The organism is Robertmurraya mesotrionivorans (assembly GCF_050971805.1).
Taxonomy (GTDB): domain Bacteria; phylum Bacillota; class Bacilli; order Bacillales; family Cytobacillaceae; genus Robertmurraya_A.
This window is the reverse complement of record NZ_JBPCCH010000008.1, coordinates 56,763-75,153: the sequence shown is the minus strand read 5'-3', so window position 1 is coordinate 75,153 and position 18,391 is coordinate 56,763. Positions and strand designations below refer to the sequence as shown.

Below are 18,391 nucleotides of genomic sequence, written 5' to 3'. Positions count from 1 at the left end.
TTGATTGGGAATTGAATAATGCGGGTTGGATAGTAGGACAAGAATACTATGTAAAAGGGGATTATATTGATGAACCACCTCTTTATATTACAACAACCATAAGATTTTCTGATAACACATGGGATTTTTCCGATGTTTTACATAGGAATGTGGTAATTAATTTTTCAAGTGTTGAATCGAAAACTTTCCGAGTGCTATCAAAAAAAGTTGCCCTTAGAGAAATGTTCTTTGTGGGTAATAGAAGCATCTCTGTAAAAAAAGATTGCTTACATATAAATAGCTTTATGAGGTTTTTAGAGAAAGAAAAATATATGTATGAATTAAGGTTTTTAACACCTGAAATCATTGAGGAATATATTGAAGAATTTAAGAAAAAAGGTAGAACGAAGCTAACTTTGGCAAATAAACTTGGTGCAATAGGAAAGCTTCTTAAAGAGGTCGAAATAGCAGGGTATGAAATTGACTTATCGCAATATCAAGATATCCTTCACAGCATCTCCTGGGCAGAAATAAAGGCTGAAATGCTTCAAAATAAAACACCTAACATTCCTAAGAGAATCTTTAACAAAGTTGTGGAGACTGCCCTAAAAGACATGGATGATCAGCGTCTTTCAATTAAAGACAGAATGATGGCTTGTTTAATTGTGATTCTATCCCATACTGGAATCAGAAAAGGAGAGCTTAAGTTATTAGAAGCAAACAAATTAAAAGATATAGCAATCCTGAACAAAAATGAAAAAGCTTATATTCTTGAATATTTCACTTACAAAACAACTGGTAAGAAAAACGGTCGTTGGACTACAACGATTGCTTTTCGTAATACTATAAAAGCTTATAAAACCCTTGAAGAATTATCAAAAGAAAGAAGAATAATAGGAAAAACCAATTACCTATATCTTAGTAGGAAGGGTAAACTGTATAGTAATACATCCTTTGAAAATATGTTTGATTTGTTTTTTTATAGACATCAGGAACTGTTCGAAGGTTTAAAGGATTATGAACGAACTCAAGTCCATTATCAGAAAGTAGGATCTTTCTTAATGATGCAAATAAGTGGAAAAAATTTTCCGAACAAGTCAATCGATAGTTATTTTTTCACTTTGAATGCTCATCAATTTCGGGTCGCTGTTGCCAATGTTCTAAAGGATAAAGTTAGTTTGCAATGGATTCGGGAACATATGAATCACCTTGATGAAGAAATGACTAAACACTATTTTCGAGATGATGAAATAATAAAAGAAACATTATACAAACGAGCATCATCAGATGGAGATTCGTTAGGGTTAGATTCTAAAAATCGAAATGATTTTATAACAAATGAACTATTAGAACCCAACTTGCAAAAAGCATATGAGGAAATGAATAAATTTCTTAGAAAAAAAAGACTCAATATTTTTAAGGATATAGAGGAAATCATAAATACCTTAAAATATAATCCCTTAAGGGAAACGGTAGTAGGAGTCTGTACAAAACATCTTGGGATATTATGTGAGCGTCAATATCGTCTTGCCACCTTTGAAAAATGGTATTATCTTAGCCCGACTATTCCTAATATTGAATCCTTTGATTTTACATATAAACGGTTTTTAGACAAAGCTAAAATAGTTCAACATAATAAGCTGCTAGTCCAACAAGATTCAAAGTATCAACTAGATTATGAAAATGAATTTATTGCTTTAAAGAAATTTTATCAGAACCGTTTTTTACCGGAATATGAGTTAATCCTTACTAAGGTGAAAGGTGAAGGCGAAGAATCCTTCCTCTCTTCTTTTCCACAATTAGAAGTCATTATATCCAATCTAGATGAAATTAGTAAGGAGGTTTCAACATGGGAATCCGCATTAACATTGAAGAGTGTGTAGGGAAAAATACTATTAAATTTGGAATTGGTGAATTGAGACAAATCAGTAGTTTAACTATTCAAAAACAGTTAATTCAGATAGAAAAATTTCTACATGAATTTTGTATGGGTCAAAAACAATTGAGTGAACAAATAAGAGAATGCAGTAAACTATCTATATCGTCAGTTTCAACAGGCGCAAAAGTTCCAAGGAGCCAGATTAATTTAAATACTAATACTTTAAAACATTACATAGAAAAGCGTATTTTAGAAATAGAAAAAAAAGATGTTCTAAACGTCAAAAAGTTTGAAAGACTAAAAAGTGAAAAGCGAGAACTTGAAACCTATATAGATGGATTAAGACAACAAACAGTTGATTCTTTTGAATTGAAGTTACGATTTGAAATGTTGGAAGCACAAAATAAACGACTTATCCTTCAGATGGAATCAAGGCAAAAGGATGTTCAGAAACTTGAAGAAGAAAATATAAAGCTAAGGAGGGTTTTAAACGAACAAAATCCGAATAAAGTTGTGTTATTCAATAATCAATAAATTTTTACCTCCAAAAATCTTAAGTAATTTACTTTTAAATATAAAGAATATAGTGAGATTATGGAACCATTAAGAATCCCATAACTGTACTGTGTGATTCAAAAGATCAAATTAAGGAATTAAAGCTGGTTAAAAATAATTTCTCCTAAGACCTTATCCACACTGAAAGTTACAAACATGTTCCAGTTGGACAACCTGTGTTTCAAAGTTCCGTCTCTAATCATCAATTAATCAACTTGTATCTCCTTGTAATAGGCACAATAAAAATGGGTATGGCCTTATTCTAAATGATTTATTTTGATATAATAAACTTAAAATTCTCGGTAAAGGATGAACATGTCTATGTCAATGAAAGATATTATTGATGCTCAGATTTTATTAGCTTTAAATAGGAAATCGTTTCAAAAACAATGGTCACGTGCAACTGTTCACGAAGATATAAAATCTGTATTACGAACAGCTTCTAAAAGAAAAACTGGTGAGCCAGGGTATCCTGATCAAGTTTACGTTAATGAAGTTGAACATTTATTAATATTAGTAGAAGATAAAACAAATGTAACTTCTCATCAATCAGATCCAGATGTTCCCGATATGCCTGAACGATATGCTGTAGATGGATTAAAATGGTACCTATCATTATTTATGGCTAATCCTATATTCGCATCTTGGAAAATTGTTGGTATAGCTGTATCTGGTGACATTGAAGATACATATAATCATAAAATTTCTACATTCATAGTTAAAGATGGTGAAATAGAATTAATTCCACAAATTAATTCATTTTTAGATGAAAAAGATTACTTAAAGTTATTCACAAATGTTAATGAAGAAGAAATGATTGAAAGAATAGGTTCATCATCTAAGAAAATCAATAAAATGTTGCGTAGCATCGATTCGCAAAAACGACCTATTTTGTTATCAGCTCTAATGATTGCACTTTTCGAAATCGCCAATAGTCATAATAGCTTCATACGTGAATTCGAGAGTAATTCAGGTGGAGAAATTATTACAAAACTACCGAATCGTGTACGTGAGGTCTTAAGGTCAGAAAATATTCCTGAAGAAAAGATGAATGTAATACTTAATCAAATTACATTTTTAGAAACTCAGTTGGATTTAAGATCAAATAATATTTTAAGAGATATTCTAAAAGAACTTCGAGATGAGGTAATACCATATTTTGATACATCTTCTAATTATGATATTATGGGGAGCTTCTATTCAGAATTCTTAAGATATGCGGGTATATCCAATGTAAAAAATGGTATTGTTTTGACACCGGCCCATATTACTCAATTATTTACAGAGTTAGTACCATTAAGACCCACAGATGTAATATTTGACCCAGCAGCAGGTAGTGGGGCTTTTTTAATTGCAGGTATGAATGCACTTATTAATAAAATTGAAGGCTCAAATTTACCTGATAAACAAAAAAAGATCCAAAATGTTAAACAAAAACAGCTTATTGGTTTTGAAATAAATGCAACAATGTATACATTAAGTATTTCCAACATGCTATTCAGACATGATGGTAAATCTCAACTGTATAATTTGGATTCATTTAGTGAAGAAGCAAAGCAGACTCTACGTAGGCTGGCGCAAGAGGGAATAAAGCCTAACATTGGGTTTGTAAATCCTCCATACGGAGGTAAAGAGACTGCAAGTGATCCTACACCAAAAGAAATTTCATTCTTAAAGCTATTATTGGAGTCAGTTAGTGATTATGTAGTAATGATTGCACCATTATCAACTTATTTTAAAGACGAGACTATTCGAAATGGAATTTTATCTCAACATACATTGAAGTATGTTATAAATATGCCAGCAGATTTATTTCAACCAAACGCAGCTACAATAACAGCTATAAGCGTATTTAGAGTTGGAGAACCTCAAGGTAATAAAGAAACAATTATGGTTGATTTAGCAGAAGATGGATTTGTTCTTTCGAAAAATAAAGGAAGAACAGATATTTTTAATCGTTGGCCAGAGATAAAGGAAGAATTATTCAATAAATTAGAGAATATCGAAGAATATGCAGATAATATTACATGTTTAAAAACTAAACTAAAAAACGGAGATGAATGGTTATTACAAGCTTTTGCAACTACAGATTATAGTAATTTAAATGAAAATAGTTTCGAAAATGCAATAAAAGAACAATTAATCTTTGAAGCGAGAAAAGAGCTTGATTTGTTGGAAAAAGATATTGATGAAGTAGAATTACTTTCAATTTTATCGGATTACTATTCAATGGAAGATGATAATGAATTAGAAGAAGTTAATGAATCAATGGAAGAAGATAATGAAAATGAAGAATGAATTGGTACCTATTACTAAAGTTTTTAACATTTATCGAGGAGATCGTTTAAAAAAATTTGATCATGTAGCTGGAGAGATACCTTATATAAGTTCAACAAAGTTGAAGAATGGTATCGATAGTTATGTGACACCCCCTGAGGACTGGCCAATATATTCAAATGCGATAACTCTTTCTAATTCTGGTTCTGTCGGTTATGCGTTTTATCATCCTTATAAATTTATAGCTTCCGATCATGTAACTGTCCTCGAATTAAAAGACAAAATACTTACTCGCAATATTTTTTTATATATGAAACCTATTTTAGAAGCTATGAAATCAAAATATAATTTTGGGCGTGAAATTAGTAATAAAAGATTGCGTAAAGAAAAAATCCTATTACCAATTAACAATTCCAATACAATCGATTGGGATTATATGAATAAAAAGATTTCTGGAATTAAAGCCAATATTTCATTTAAAAAAATCAATAAGCGCTCTACAATAACTTCATTTGATATATCGAAATGGGAAGAATTTACACTTGGAGCAGTGGTGAATATTTTACCTGGTAGACGACTTACAAAAGCAGATATGATTCCTGGAGGTATTCCATTTGTAGGTGCTAGTTCACGCAACCATGGGATTACTTCTTGGGTGAGTAATATGAATGATAGCTATGATTCTAAAGTACTGGGAGTTAACTATAATGGTTCAATAGCAGATTCCTTCTATCATGAAGAAGGTTCTTTATTCTCTGATGACGTGAAACGTATAAAGATCCGAGATGAAGATAATCCAACAAAATTAAAATATCTCTTTTTAAAAGCTTTAATTTATGAAAATAAGAAAAAATATCCGTACGGTTATAAGCTTAGTGAAAGTCGCATGAGAAATATGGTTATAAAAATGCCGGCTAAAGGAGATAAACCTGATTGGGAATATATAGAACAGTTTATGTCTAAAATAGGTTATTCCAATTTATTGAAATAAACAACCAAATTGAAATGTGAACTGCCTCTTATATTATTAATACGAGAGGCAGTTTATTTTACTTTTTTTACTATTAAATTTGAATATGATGTGGGGCAAAAAACATAATAGGTAGATTGCATGAAGAATGAAGAGTACTTACATAATCAAAATTTTAAAACCAAACCTTTGAATTTTGGTTACTTCATAGCTTGAAATTCCTATTTAAGGTTTGTGTTGGTGTAATCTGTCACGGAGTTAATAATTTTACTTATTAACATTAATTCATCGATACTCATACATTGCAGAGAATAACAAAGGTCAGTTAAAAACTCCTTCTTATTCTTTTCTTTTTCAAAATCAATAGAATTGTGTTGAAATAAGAAACCAGGTGTTATTTCTAAACCAATGCTGATTTTTTCTAGAGTTTCTAAAGAAATGTTTCTTTCTCCTCTTTCAATACCTCCGATGTAAGTCTCTTGCAATCCAGTCTTTTCTGCAAGTTGTTCTTGTGTTAAACCTTTTAGTTTTCTAATAGTTCTAACTCTTTTACCAATCAAATCTAATATATTTGACACTAGAGAATCACCCCTCTCTATAGACTAAGAAAGGGGAATTTTTTAGTTAAGATGCATAAAATAGAAATATTTTTGGAAAAGATACTTATAAGTATTTTTTTGAGGGGTGTTTTAATGATGAATTCAATTGCAAAAGTAAAGATAAAAGGGACAAGGCCATTTTTATTTAATAATTTTTCTATAGAACGAATACCATTAAAAAGAACAACAAAAGGAGGGGTAGCTGGAAATAATCCTGAAGAGTGGAAAAGCTCCTACAGGGTTACTGAAGAAGGTCAGCTATATATAGAGCCAAACTATATATTCTCTTGTTTAAGAGCTGGAGGAAAATATATACCAAAATCTAGAGGCTCTCTGGAAAGTGATGTTGCTGCAACAGTACAAGTAATTTCTGAGAAGATATTATTGGATAGGTATGTTATATCCCAAAGTAATATTACAACTGATAGCAATGATGAAGTTTACATAGATGTAAGACCTGTATCTAGAAGAGGTGTAAAGAACATTCGTTACAGACTTGCTACGCAAAAGGGATGGGAAACAGAATTTGTGGTTAAGTGGGATAGTACGTTAATAAGTCCAGAACAACTACATTCAATATGCATTGAAGCAGGGTCATTTGCAGGGCTTGGAGATGGAAGAAAAATTGGATTTGGAAGATTTGAAGTAATAAGTTTTGAACAACTAAATCAAGAGGAAAATAAATATGCCTAAAAAACGTACTCCCTCAGAGACTTGGAAAAAAAGAATAAGACCAATTATTTGGAGGAGAGATAATTGCTCGTGTGTCCACTGCAAGAAATTATTAACATTAAAAGATTGTCATATTGATCATATAGTAAGTGGAATTAAAGGAACAAATAAAATTAGTAATTTAAGAACTCTTTGTAGAAAATGTCATGTACTAAGAATGGACCAAAGGCATAGGAAAATGATCTATAAAGCACTTAAGGATAAAGTAATTCCTCCTCAATGGAGACAGCATTTATGGAATGAGTAATAGTCGAAACAGATTTTTCTGTTCAATAGGAGTGACCTTCCTATTGCTGAGGAGACAGGTCAAAGCGGTCGGGTTTGGTGTGGTACGTGTTAGGTGCGGTAAGGTACGGTATGATGCGGTAAGGTAAGGTAAGGTAAAAAACATTTAAAGTTGATAAATTGTATTTGGCACTTAAAAAACGCTGCTTATAGCAGTGTTTTTTTGAATGGAAAAAGCCAATAATATGCAATTTATCCCCAAATAAATTCCTCACCAGTTTTTGATGTGTGTGAATAGATTGTCTATTTTTCTTCAACTAATCTTTCAACCAGACTTGAATTCATAAATATCTTCAAAATCATCCTCACTAAGTTCTCTGAGGAAAAGCCCTTTTAGTTCCCGCAGGATGAATTCTAGTCATTGATAAAACATCAACAATAAACAAACCTGTCCCTTTACTTGAACATGAAAAAAATTTTAATGAACATATCTTCCAAATTTGAAAAAATGGGCACGATCATTTCGTGGCAGACTTAGTACAATATGATTTTAAAAAAAACGTATATAAAATTCGGTATAATGTATATTTTTTAACAATGAATAGTTAAATATTTATTATTCAGGGAAAAACATGTATAATTTTACCTATTAGGATTATAGAAGGGGAAGTAGGGTATGTTACACTGTGAGACTACTATGGCTAAATACTGTAATAGTGACATGACAAATACTAAAGGAGCATTTTTTAGGACTTTTTCATGCTCTGATAAAAAAACTTATGCTGTTAAATTTTACGACGAAAACTATGGGTCTAGGATTCTACCAAATGAATATGTCAGCGGATTACTTGCTAAGAAACTGGGGCTACCTTGCTATGAGTTAAAAATGGTTAATATAGATAGGGACCTTTTAATAGAAGAAGGATATGGTTCTGTAACATGTGAACAACACTTAGGAATAGCTTTTGATGAGAATGCAAGTCGTTTAAGTCCATACAATCTAAATAGAATTACTAATTTAGATGATATTAGTAAAATACTTGTTTTCGACCAATGGATTTATAATGTTGATAGAGGTAATGAGTACAGTAATCTATTAATAACCAACGATTTTGGCCAATTGAGAATTATTGACCATTCCGAAGCATTTGGTGACAGAAAGTGGACTAATCAAAGCTTAGAAGAAAGGCTTTCATCAATTGTTAGCTGTTCAAGGCAAGATGTAGTCTATTTTAACCTTTTTGAACAATTAAAGAATTCTTTTTCACATCCTAATGAGGAAATTTTAGAATTTATTTCTCATTTAAAAGGGATATCGGACGATCATATAGAACATATTATTCAATCTATCCCTGATCAGTGGGGAATTTCGCAATTAGAAAAAGAAAAAATGTTTGCGTATTTAATTCATAGAAAAGGGCATATTGAAGAATATGTTTTTTCAAATCAAAATAAAATTTTTGAGATGGTGGGGTGATGTCGTGAAAGGGTTTTATTCTGTTATAAAATACATCCCTAAACTAACAAGGGACGAAAATATTAATATTGGTGTATTATTATTTTCTCCCCAAGAGAATAAGTTAATCTATAAATTAGATACAGAATTAGCATTAAAAAAGATGGCTTTTTTTTCTCAAGAAATTAATTGCAATTCTTTTAAATCTTTAATTGATGATTTTTTTAATTCTATAGATGGAATTACTAAAAATGTTTCACTTCCTATTAATCCCCTAGAAGAGTTGGCAAAACTTTTTAATACCTCTATAAAAATAAGCTCTTATAAAACTTATATAATTGAAGACCTTGAACAAGATCTTGAAAGTTTATTTGATGAGCAAGTGAGTATCGAGGAAGATGCTTTAAGAAAGAGGATTGCTTCGCTAGTACATCAAGAGGCCGTTAGTTTTTATCAATCTTCAATTTTAAAATCAGGAAGTGATTTTGTATCTAGGTATATTAGTTATTCTAATGATTCATTGGATATAATTGACGCAAAAATAAATAGCTCATTAAAACAAAATAGAGTAAGCTACCTAAAAAGGATATCTAATTTAGAAAAAGCGGTATCAATTGAACATTTAGTAGAGAATAGGCTACCAGAAGTCCAATTTATTAATAATCATTCAATTAATTTTAACCAATTCAAAAATAATATTATTAGAGAGACCTATGAAGAAGAGGAAATAGATTTAGTTAGTATTTTTTGATAAATTTAAGGGGAACTATTATGGAAAACATTGATGAAATATTAAATGGATATGAAGAATTTAGAACCAATGTAATAAATAAACATGGAGAGCTAGCTATTATTTCTAAACAGCTTTCTGAAGTAAATAATAGTGAGAATTACTTGGATCACATGGATTTTTTCTTTGGATACTATTTTCCTGCTAAATATGGTGAAGAGGCTGCTAACTTTTTGTTCACATTACTATCTAATTCCAAGAAAGTAATAAAATTATTAACCGAAAAAAAACTAATAAATACCTCTATCAAGGCAGAACTTGATCTCTTAGCTTATTTCCATAATGAATTAATAAGAAAAATATCATCCAATTTTGAACATCCATATAGCTTGAGAAGTACTAGTGTCCTTTCAAATAAAGATGGAGAGTATTTATTATCCCTCAAAAGATTAGATGGTCAAAGTATAAACATTTTCTTGAATGTGATTCAATCTTTTAAACTTTTAAATAATATTCTGGAAGTTCATGAGAAAAATATTAAAGAGAATATTACCAGTGAATCAGAAAGAGAGATTATTGATACCTTTATTACTCTTTCAAAAAAAGTTGAATTAGATTTTAAAGATAGGGATTAATTATTACAACATATCATATTAAAAAAGACCTCGGTATATTCTGAGGTCTTTTTATCTAAGTATCTGGTAATAGAAATCTCCCCACTTGTTAATAACTTTTAAGTCCAGCAAAGTGCTTTATGTTAACGGCTATGATAAAAATTTTGAGTGTTGTCAAGCTGGAGATGGAGAGGGATACGGCGGTCACGAATGGTTAACTGTAGCTGTTCCAGGCAATGAAATAGCAGTGTGGGCTCCAAAAGATTTTAAAGTTACTTAGTACCCTTCTTCAACGAGTGCTTATCTTCAACAGATTTTAAAATAAGGGCCCACTTATGGGTCCTTATTTTTTTTGATCATTTATCAACAATAGTATTTAACATAGCTTAAAAAAGTCAACAACCGTTTCATTATTGTTTTATCAAAAAGTTTATTACTAACTATTATTTAGCCCAAATATAATAGCAGTGGAAAAATAATGCAAGGAAATGAAAGTGAAACTTTCATTTGGAAATGTCCAAAATTTGATTAATAAGCACCGAAATAATACCTTTAAATAGATTGGTGTTTAATCAAATTTTTGTCCAATTATAAAAAAGCGGTATTTACCTTACAAATGGCTGTTTATCAATGGTTGATTAAGCATATACAAAAATACTGCTTATCATAAGTTTCGGAGGTTGACGAAGGATCCAGATTTGAAGGTTACCCCAGAAGGAGTATATCTCTGCAATATTACCCTCGCAGTAAACCGACAGTATCGAAACCAAAAAGGAGAGGTGGACGCAGACTTTGTTCATTGTACCTTATGGCGAAAAACCGCCGAGAACACGACTGCCTTTTGTAAAAAGGGCTCCCTCATTGGCATTACCGGCAGAATCCAGACACGCAGCTATGACCATCAGGGGAAAAGAACGTATGTAACGGAAGTGGTTGCAGAAAACGTTCGATTCATCGGTCCGAGAAGAGAAGATAACCGAGTGGAAAAAATCCCACTTCCAACTCCTCCCCCAGAAAGAGAGGTCGTTGCTCCTTGAAACAAATGAACGAAAATGTAGTGGAACAGCTGATCGAGCTCGTGGGGAAATCCCATGAACATATATCTCTCTTACAAATGAGAATCGCTCAGTTAGAATGTGCGATACGAGAAACACACTTAAGATATTACTAAAATAATCCTCATATTTCCCCCCTTATATAGAATCAATGACCACCTCACTCCCCCTCACTATTCGAGCAGCTTATTGGCTGCTCGTTTTTTTGTTTGGGTGGAAAAATCAATTGTCGATTGGAATGCAGAATCAAGCCTTTATTTCGATAGAAATAACAGCGAAGAGAATGCAGTCCAATCGACTCTCTACTAAAAGTTTTTATAGTAAAATGAGGATAGTCTTTTAAATAAGGTGGCGGATCAACTCGACTATGTATGTTACAAAGGTGATTTTTCAGATTGGTATTTTGTTTGGTTTATTTTATATAGGCAGTTTCCTTAAAGACTTTCTCCATATCCCTCTTCCTGGGAGTATTATTGGATTGCTATTATTATTGATTTTATTATTTTTAAAAATTATCCCCATCCATTGGATTCAGGACGGTGCGAATGTTCTCATCACTTTTCTCCCATTGCTTCTAGTACCAGCAACGGTCAGCGTGATGAATGAACCGTCCCTTTTTTCAGGAAAAGGGGTAATCTTATTCGGGATTATCATTGTAAGTACCATCGTGACGATGATTTCAGCTGGCTGGTGTAGTCAGCTTTTGGAAAGAATCGCACAAAAAAGAAAGGAGAAAATTCAGTGCAACAATTCCTTGTCTCAATAATCATTGTGGTTTAACAGTCGGCATGTACCTTGTGATGAACCGATTGTACTTGAAGTATTCTTTCGCGTTTCTTCTTCCGTTGCTAACGACAACCATTGCGATCATTGTGTTATTAAGCGTGTTTCAACTATCCTATGAAACGTATATGATCGGCGGAGAATGGATCAACCAGTTGCTTGGGCCAGCGGTTGTTGCTCTTGCTCTTCCGTTGTATAAGCAGAGAAAAACGTTAATGGGTCAGCTTATTCCGATTGTGGGAGGGGTGCTTATGGGTTTAGTGGTAGGAATGATCAGTGGCGTGTTGCTCGCAGAGGTTTTAGGAGTTTCTCAAGATATCATTCGATCTATTATTCCTAAATCGATTACTACACCAGTTGCCATCCAGGTGGCATCGGCGATCGGGGGAATTCCTTCTTTGACCATCGTATTTGTGTTGCTGGCAGGTCTTACAGGAGCCGTTTTAGGACCGCTTATTTTTAGGTGGTTCCGGATTACAAGTCCACTGGGAAGAGGAATTGCCTTTGGTAGTGCCTCCCATGCGATTGGAACCTCGAAAGCGAAAGAGTTCGATGAATTAACGGTTTCCATTAGCTCGGTTTCTATGACGTTAAGTGCAATTTTAGGTTCTAGTTTTGGGACGATGGTGGTTTGGTTGTTTTATATGTAAAAGAAATTGTCGAACACTTTTTATAAAATTGGATAATTTTTCTGGTATTCTGTTTTCATAAAGGGAGGTTTGTCTTTATGAGGGCAGAAAGGCGTAAGAAAAAGCGGAGATGGGTAAGGGTAACAGGAATCGTCCTGCTGCTGCTTTTTCTTGGAGCAGGTGCGTACGCATACTCGGTGTATCATTCATTAAGTAAAGCGGTGGAAACGATGCATGATCCTACGAGTCGGAAAGTTTCCAATAAAAGGACACAGGAGGTTTCGCTTGAGACGAAGGAGCCTTTTTCTGTGCTGATGCTTGGTGTGGACGAGAGAGAAGGAGATAAAGGCCGATCAGATACGATGATCGTGTTGACGGTTAATCCGGAATTAGAGACAGTGAAGATGTTAAGTATTCCGCGTGATACGAGAGTGGAGATTGTTGGCCGTGGTACCGAGGATAAGATTAATCATGCGTATGCCTACGGAAATGAAGAAATGGCGATGGCAACAGTTGAAAACTTCCTCGACATCCCGATTGACTATTATATAAAGGTGAATATGGAAGGCTTTCAAGATATTGTGGATGCAGTAGGTGGAATTACAGTAAACAACTCGTTTGAGTTTTCTAACGGTGGTGTTACTTTTAAAGAAGGTCAAATCAGCTTAACGGGTAAGGAAGCTCTTTCGTATGTACAGATGAGATACGATGACCCACAAGGAGATTTCGGAAGACAGCAGCGCCAGCGCCAAATTATTCGAGGAGTCATTCGTGAAGGAGCAAGCTTTAGCTCGTTAACCAATTTTGATAATATTTTCTCCGCACTCGGAGAAAATGTTCGAACCAACCTAACCTGGGATCAAATGGTCGATATCCAGAAAAACTATCGGAAATCTGGAAGTATGATTGACCAACTAACCATACAAGGAGAAGGCGGGTACATTGGAAAAGTATGGTACCTCTTTGTTTCCGACGAGGAAAGAGAACGAGTCCAACAGGAGCTAAAAGGACACTTAGCGATATAAAGGAAAAGCCCCAGCCATTGAGGCTGGGGCTTTCTACGTCCCGCTTGCGGTGACAGACACCCTTCGTGGACACTTTTGTTAGTTTTGTCCACCTGAGACGGACAGTAGACAAAATGTAAAATGTCCACTACAGGCGGACAAAATGGCTCAATCTGTCTTTCTGTGGTGACAGACACCGTTTTTACTAGGAGAGGAGGATTAAGTCGCGGAGCTCGTCGGTGGAGAGCTCGGTAATCCAGTTGTCGCTTTGGATGATGGCATCGTTTAGCGTTTGTTTTTTCTCTAGCATGGCATCGATTTTTTCTTCGAGTGTGCCTGTGCTGATGAATTTGTGAACGTGGACGAATCGCTTTTGTCCGATTCGGTACGCACGGTCGGTTGCTTGGTTTTCGACGGCTGGATTCCACCAGCGATCGTAGTGGATGACGTGATTCGCCGCTGTTAGATTTAACCCGGTTCCACCGGCTTTCAAGCTTAGCAGGAACACAGGGAACTCGCGGTTTTGGAATCGTGTAATCATTTCGTCACGCTTTGCTTTTGGCACACTTCCATTTAAGAAAGGAACTTCAATTCCATATTTCTTATTTAACACGCGTCGAATGATTTCACCCATCTCGATGTACTGAGTAAAGATTAGGCCGCTTTCCTCGCGCTCGAGTACGGCTTCGATGAGCTCGGTTAATTTTTCGAGCTTAACCGAACGTTCGAGAAGCTGTAACGGCTTTTCTTCCTTCAAGTAAAGAGCAGGGTGATTGCATAGCTGCTTTAAGCGGCTCAATAATTGTAAAATAAGACCCTTTCGCTCAAGCCCAGTAAGTGTTTCGATCTGAGCGAACGTATCTTGAACGAGTTGCTCGTACAGTGATGCCTGCTCGGCAGTAAGCGGACAGTATTCCTTTTGCTCCTGCTTATCCGGTAAATTGAGTGCCACTTCTTCATCTTTTTTCGTCCGTCTTAGTAAGAATGGTCGAATCAATGCTTGAAGCTCACCGATTTTTTCTTTCTCATTGTCTTTTTCAATCGGCAAGACGAACTTTTTCTGGAAATTCCCTAAGCTTCCTAGATAGCCGTGATTTGTAAAATCAAAAATGCTCCAAAGCTCGGTCAAACGATTTTCCATCGGTGTTCCGGTTAGTGCGATGTGGTGCTTACCATTCAGCTTTCGGACCGCACGGGACTGCTTTGTTCCAGCGTTTTTAATATTTTGCGCTTCGTCGATCGCAACTGAGCTCCACGTAATGGGATCGAATTCGGCTGTGTCGATATGAGTGAGTCCATAGGAGGTGAGGACGACGTCGGACTCCAGCACTTTCTCCTTGAACTTCTCTTCTTTCAAACGATTGGAACCGTAATGAAGGTATACGTTCATATTTGGTGCAAAACGTTCGATTTCCTTTTGCCAGTTGCCGAGTACAGAGGTTGGACAAACAATCAGAGCGGGTGCCGGGTTTTTGTCCTCTTTTTTCACCTGTAAAAGGTAACTGATCAACTGAATCGTTTTTCCAAGTCCCATATCGTCGGCTAAAATTGCGCCAAACCCATACTTACGTAAGAACAATAGCCAGCTCATGCCTTGTTTTTGGTATGGTCTCAGCTCACCGAGGAAACTTTCTGGCACTGCAACCTCGGGTATCGAACGAACGTCCTGAAGCTGCTTGATCATTTGCTTCCACTGACGGTTCAGCTCAATTTGTATTTTGGCAAATGCACGTGGATCATCTAGCGATTGTGAAGGATCTTCGTCATCCCCACCTAAAAGCTCCTGCTGAATGAGGTCCCTCACGTGTAAGCCTTCTTTTTCCGCCTTTTTCATCAGGTCTTGAATGGTGCGAATAAATCCTGGATCGAGCTTGATCCAACGACCGCGAATAAACACAAGACGTCTTTTTTCCTCAACAAGCTGATGGAACTCATCCTCACTCAGCTCCACTCCGTTCATCGAGAAGCGCCAGTTGTAATCAAGCATCGCCTGTAGGCCTACAAATGACTGACCGCGTGAGCCCGTTCCTTTGAGCTTCGCTTTGACCTTCAAGTTCGCATTCTTCATCGCTTGCCACCAAGAAGGGAGGAGAATTTCGACTCCAAGTGCCAGCAACGTTTCACTCGCATCCGACAAGAACATCCAAGCATCGTTTTCGGTTAACTGACTAGTGACTCCGCGTCTTCCTTCAAGCCATGGAAAAAGTTCGACCCAACGCTGCTGCTCACGTTCAATATACGAATCGTACGCATACCAGGCCGTTGGCTTATTGCTGTCATCTTTGACATCAACAATCAGATCTGGTTGATTTTTTCCGCGTAAAAAGACTTGTAACTCCCATGTTCCATCAAGATCAGCTGGCTCCTCTAAGCGGAGGCCCAGTGAAAAGGGGACTTGGGATTCCTTTAAGCCAATCCATTCACTCCATGTTTCTTCATCAAAATACGTAGCCAATGCGCGAGGAGACAAGGCTTGATTTTTCAAGGCATCAAGCTTCACTCCGACCTTTTCGTGCCATTCCTGATTTCTGTCGAAGAAGGCACTAAGGGAGGAATCAAACCATTTTTCTATAAAAAGTTGAACGGTTTCTTCCTCGGAAATCTGCTGCTCGAAAAAAGACGGATCAAATTCCTGCTTTACTCGTTCAGGAAGAGCCCAGCGGAATTCGTCTTGTTCCCACGCTGAAAAGTCAGGAAGCCAATCTTTTTCCGAAATTGCTTCGTGTAGTGAATGGGCAGAAGCTAGGCAGATTTGCGCCGTTTCATCCCAATCCCACTCAATGAGCTGGTTGAATTGCTCTTGTGCTAAAAGTGAGACAAGCTGCCAAGCGTCGATGGACACGCCGGGATGTTGGTCAATCGTCTCTTCATCGACAAAGGTTCCGTAATACGATTCCTTGTGGCGGTTAAAAAGAAGCGATTTCCACTGTGACGGTTGGACGTCGTCGTTATGGTCATTGGTTGCCCAAATAAAGTAGCGATTGTTCTCTATATGACGAATGTGTATGTGTACGAGTCTCGTTTTAAGCATGAATCAGCTTACCCCTTTGACATTCTTCGTGAAATGCTCGAAGACGTTTCGTTCGTTCAAGTAATAGGTCGAAAAATTGCTCAAACTCATCTTGGCGTTTGAGTTTTTTGTATAGTGTTCGAAGCTTTTTTAGCTCACGAACGGCTTGGCGATAGTTGCCTCGATTTTTCAAATCAATATTTTTTTGAATCGATTGATGATACAGCGGTAATAGGACGGATGGATCCTCTTTTTGTAGCTCTTTGATTTTATCGGTCGAGATGGAGGTCATGTCATAGCCGATATAGGCTTGCAGGTCGCTCCATTTTTCGTATTGCTTTTCCATATATAAGTATTGCTCGTATTCACGGTAGCTATAGGGAAGAAGCTGCATGAGAATTTTTTCATAAAGATCGATTCGATTCGATTCTGAGCAATACGATTGCAGCACTCTTGTTGCATACCGTGTGAAGTCAAAGCACGCGTAGCTGTTTGGTAAGCTGAGTAAATAGGGTCGTAAGTATCCAATAAATGCATCAACGAATGGCCCCATACGTTTCCAATCGCGCTGTGATTTAAAATCCTCTAACCAGATGAGAAGAAAAGGACTAATGTCTGCTTCGTGCTGGCTGATGATGGATAAAGCTTTTTCGTCTCGTTTTAACAATAGGTTGAGATGGATGTAGCCAAGTGATAGGGCGTAGGAGCCATTGATTTTTCCAAGGTTCGCAAGTTTTTCTAGCTCTTCTTCACGCCAATGCTTCTTTTTAAAAAGAGAACTCCAAAGCAGCTGATAAAGTTGGATCCGTTCGAATTCCAAGGCGACCTCGTCGATGAGAAGGTCGGTTACATCATCCTTCAATCGGGCAATGAACTCATCAAAGGCGAAGGGAAGGGCGTGTACGCTCAGGCGGTTGATGAGCACTTCGGTTTCGTCAATGAGAGAGAAAAATAGCTGCTGGTAGTTTCTTTCAATGTCATAGGAGCTATGACCGGATTCCTGGCTTAAATTGAGTAACTGGCGGAACGAAAAGATGTTTCCGATCAGCAGGTAGAGCTGCTTCCATTCTTGTTCAACAGGTGCACTTGCACGGAGGCGTCTCGTATATGCCTGGTACAGTTCTGGGATGAGGTAGGGCTTGGGTGTACCTTGGCCCTTCATGATGGATTGGAAGCTGTTTTGAAAGGTTTGAACCCAATGATCGTAATCGGGTTTGATGGAGCCTGATCCTTTCATTAAATCCTTGGCCTTCATGAGTCCGAGCTGTTGCGCAGTTTTCTTCTCATGAAGAGGGGTGCGCCATTCCTCGACCCAGTCAGCCACACTGCCGACTTGGGAAAAAGCATAAAGAAAGGTAGCGACGATATGACGGCAAATTCCATCAGCTGGGCAGGAACAGGAGCTTGTTTGGAAGAAGTTCAACTCCACCTGAACAAACACCGGTGTAACATCCTGAACCGTTGATGTAACCGAGCCATCCTCGTAGCGGACCTTTGTAACGAGTCCTTGCCTATATATAAGAAGTCCCTTTTGCATCAGCTTTGCATCCGGTTCATAACCTGGACTAAGGAGCTTCGAAACATCTGCAGCAGCCGCTTCAATTAATTCTTTGTATACCTCAGGGATATGTGACATCCGTCCAACCCTCCCGTTATCAAAAATAGTCTATCCTCCATTATACCACCGAATGCGGTGACAGACACCCCTCGCGGACAGAATGTGGGAAAGTGTCTTTTTGAGGTGACAGACACCCCTCGTGGACAGAATGGGGGGAAGTGTCTTTTTGTGGTGTCTGTCACCGGTCGTGGACAAATGTAGGGAAAGTGTCTTTTTGCGGTGACAGACACCCTTCGTGGACAAATGTGGGGAAAGTGTCTTTTTATGGTGTCTGTC

The 18,391-nt window shown here is 36.4% G+C and carries 15 protein-coding genes and 1 pseudogene; 13 read left to right on the top strand and 3 right to left on the bottom strand.

Annotated elements, in window-relative coordinates:
* The first annotated feature begins 11 nt into the window (after positions 1-11).
* From ACRX5O_RS14155 to ACRX5O_RS14140, 4 genes are all read left to right on the top strand, one after another.
* Positions 12-1,862, top strand: a complete 1,851-nt coding sequence (locus ACRX5O_RS14155; RefSeq protein WP_433906545.1) for a hypothetical protein — start codon at positions 12-14, stop codon at positions 1,860-1,862.
* The gene (locus ACRX5O_RS14150) at positions 1,829-2,392 is read left to right on the top strand and encodes a hypothetical protein (RefSeq protein WP_433906544.1); all 564 of its coding nucleotides are present in this window, start codon (positions 1,829-1,831) and stop codon (positions 2,390-2,392) included. Before ACRX5O_RS14155 ends, ACRX5O_RS14150 begins: the two co-directional genes overlap by 34 nt.
* A 342-nt stretch (positions 2,393-2,734) precedes the next feature.
* Entirely contained in the window at positions 2,735-4,711 is a 1,977-nt protein-coding gene (locus ACRX5O_RS14145) for an HsdM family class I SAM-dependent methyltransferase (protein ID WP_433906543.1), read from the top strand.
* On the top strand, positions 4,701-5,681 hold the full coding sequence (locus ACRX5O_RS14140) for a restriction endonuclease subunit S (protein ID WP_433906542.1): 981 nt from the start codon (positions 4,701-4,703) through the stop codon (positions 5,679-5,681). The genes ACRX5O_RS14145 and ACRX5O_RS14140 overlap by 11 nt, the downstream gene beginning before the upstream one ends.
* Positions 5,682-5,881: 200 nt before the next feature.
* Here ACRX5O_RS14140 and ACRX5O_RS14135 read toward each other — a convergent pair whose 3' ends face one another.
* Complete coding sequence (locus ACRX5O_RS14135; RefSeq protein ID WP_433906541.1) at positions 5,882-6,238, bottom strand: helix-turn-helix domain-containing protein; 357 nt, start codon at positions 6,236-6,238, stop codon at positions 5,882-5,884.
* A gap of 51 nt (positions 6,239-6,289) precedes the next feature.
* Between ACRX5O_RS14135 and ACRX5O_RS14130 the strand changes: the two genes are divergently transcribed.
* From ACRX5O_RS14130 to ACRX5O_RS14090, 9 genes and pseudogenes are all read left to right on the top strand, one after another.
* Positions 6,290-6,952, top strand: a complete 663-nt coding sequence (locus ACRX5O_RS14130; RefSeq protein ID WP_433906540.1) for a hypothetical protein — start codon at positions 6,290-6,292, stop codon at positions 6,950-6,952.
* Positions 6,945-7,238, top strand: a complete 294-nt coding sequence (locus ACRX5O_RS14125; protein WP_433906539.1) for an HNH endonuclease — start codon at positions 6,945-6,947, stop codon at positions 7,236-7,238. Before ACRX5O_RS14130 ends, ACRX5O_RS14125 begins: the two co-directional genes overlap by 8 nt.
* 654 nt (positions 7,239-7,892) lie before the next feature.
* Positions 7,893-8,693 (top strand): HipA family kinase, encoded by an 801-nt coding sequence (locus ACRX5O_RS14120; RefSeq protein ID WP_433906538.1) that lies wholly within the window; start codon positions 7,893-7,895, stop codon positions 8,691-8,693.
* Positions 8,694-8,697: 4 nt separating this feature from the next.
* Complete coding sequence (locus ACRX5O_RS14115; RefSeq protein ID WP_433906537.1) at positions 8,698-9,423, top strand: DUF3037 domain-containing protein; 726 nt, start codon at positions 8,698-8,700, stop codon at positions 9,421-9,423.
* 20 nt (positions 9,424-9,443) lie between these two features.
* A complete protein-coding gene (locus ACRX5O_RS14110; RefSeq protein ID WP_433906536.1) occupies positions 9,444-10,037 on the top strand; it encodes a hypothetical protein in 594 nt (197 codons plus the stop codon).
* 659 nt (positions 10,038-10,696) lie between these two features.
* Positions 10,697-11,053, top strand: coding sequence for a single-stranded DNA-binding protein (ssb, locus tag ACRX5O_RS14105; protein ID WP_433906535.1), 357 nt, complete (start codon positions 10,697-10,699; stop codon positions 11,051-11,053).
* A gap of 385 nt (positions 11,054-11,438) precedes the next feature.
* Positions 11,439-11,837, top strand: a complete 399-nt coding sequence (locus ACRX5O_RS14100) for a CidA/LrgA family protein (RefSeq protein ID WP_433906534.1) — start codon at positions 11,439-11,441, stop codon at positions 11,835-11,837.
* Positions 11,813-12,504, top strand: a pseudogene (locus tag ACRX5O_RS14095) (LrgB family protein). Before ACRX5O_RS14100 ends, ACRX5O_RS14095 begins: the two are co-directional and overlap by 25 nt.
* A 77-nt stretch (positions 12,505-12,581) precedes the next feature.
* Positions 12,582-13,508 (top strand): LCP family glycopolymer transferase, encoded by a 927-nt coding sequence (locus ACRX5O_RS14090; RefSeq protein ID WP_433906533.1) that lies wholly within the window; start codon positions 12,582-12,584, stop codon positions 13,506-13,508.
* A 184-nt stretch (positions 13,509-13,692) separates the two neighbouring features.
* Here ACRX5O_RS14090 and ACRX5O_RS14085 read toward each other — a convergent pair whose 3' ends face one another.
* The gene (locus ACRX5O_RS14085) at positions 13,693-16,518 is read right to left on the bottom strand and encodes a DEAD/DEAH box helicase (RefSeq protein WP_433906532.1); all 2,826 of its coding nucleotides are present in this window, start codon (positions 16,516-16,518) and stop codon (positions 13,693-13,695) included.
* Positions 16,511-18,133: an SWIM zinc finger family protein gene (locus ACRX5O_RS14080; protein WP_433906531.1), complete on the bottom strand. Its 1,623-nt coding sequence runs from the start codon at positions 18,131-18,133 to the stop codon at positions 16,511-16,513. Before ACRX5O_RS14080 ends, ACRX5O_RS14085 begins: the two co-directional genes overlap by 8 nt.
* Positions 18,134-18,391: the final 258 nt, after the last annotated feature.

Bases quoted from the DNA above. Each gene is read 5' to 3' on its own strand.
- ACRX5O_RS14150 (WP_433906544.1), top strand. From the start codon at position 1,829: ATGGGAATCCGCATTAACATTGAAGAGTGTGTAGGGAAAAATACTATT.
- ACRX5O_RS14145 (WP_433906543.1), top strand. From the start codon at position 2,735: ATGTCAATGAAAGATATTATTGATGCTCAGATTTTATTAGCTTTAAAT.
- ACRX5O_RS14140 (WP_433906542.1), top strand. From the start codon at position 4,701: ATGAAGAATGAATTGGTACCTATTACTAAAGTTTTTAACATTTATCGA.
- ACRX5O_RS14130 (WP_433906540.1), top strand. From the start codon at position 6,290: ATGCATAAAATAGAAATATTTTTGGAAAAGATACTTATAAGTATTTTT.
- ACRX5O_RS14125 (WP_433906539.1), top strand. From the start codon at position 6,945: ATGCCTAAAAAACGTACTCCCTCAGAGACTTGGAAAAAAAGAATAAGA.
- ACRX5O_RS14120 (WP_433906538.1), top strand. From the start codon at position 7,893: ATGTTACACTGTGAGACTACTATGGCTAAATACTGTAATAGTGACATG.
- ACRX5O_RS14110 (WP_433906536.1), top strand. From the start codon at position 9,444: ATGGAAAACATTGATGAAATATTAAATGGATATGAAGAATTTAGAACC.
- ACRX5O_RS14100 (WP_433906534.1), top strand. From the start codon at position 11,439: ATGTATGTTACAAAGGTGATTTTTCAGATTGGTATTTTGTTTGGTTTA.
- ACRX5O_RS14090 (WP_433906533.1), top strand. From the start codon at position 12,582: ATGAGGGCAGAAAGGCGTAAGAAAAAGCGGAGATGGGTAAGGGTAACA.
- ACRX5O_RS14085 (WP_433906532.1), bottom strand. From the start codon at position 16,518: ATGCTTAAAACGAGACTCGTACACATACACATTCGTCATATAGAGAAC.
- ACRX5O_RS14080 (WP_433906531.1), bottom strand. From the start codon at position 18,133: ATGTCACATATCCCTGAGGTATACAAAGAATTAATTGAAGCGGCTGCT.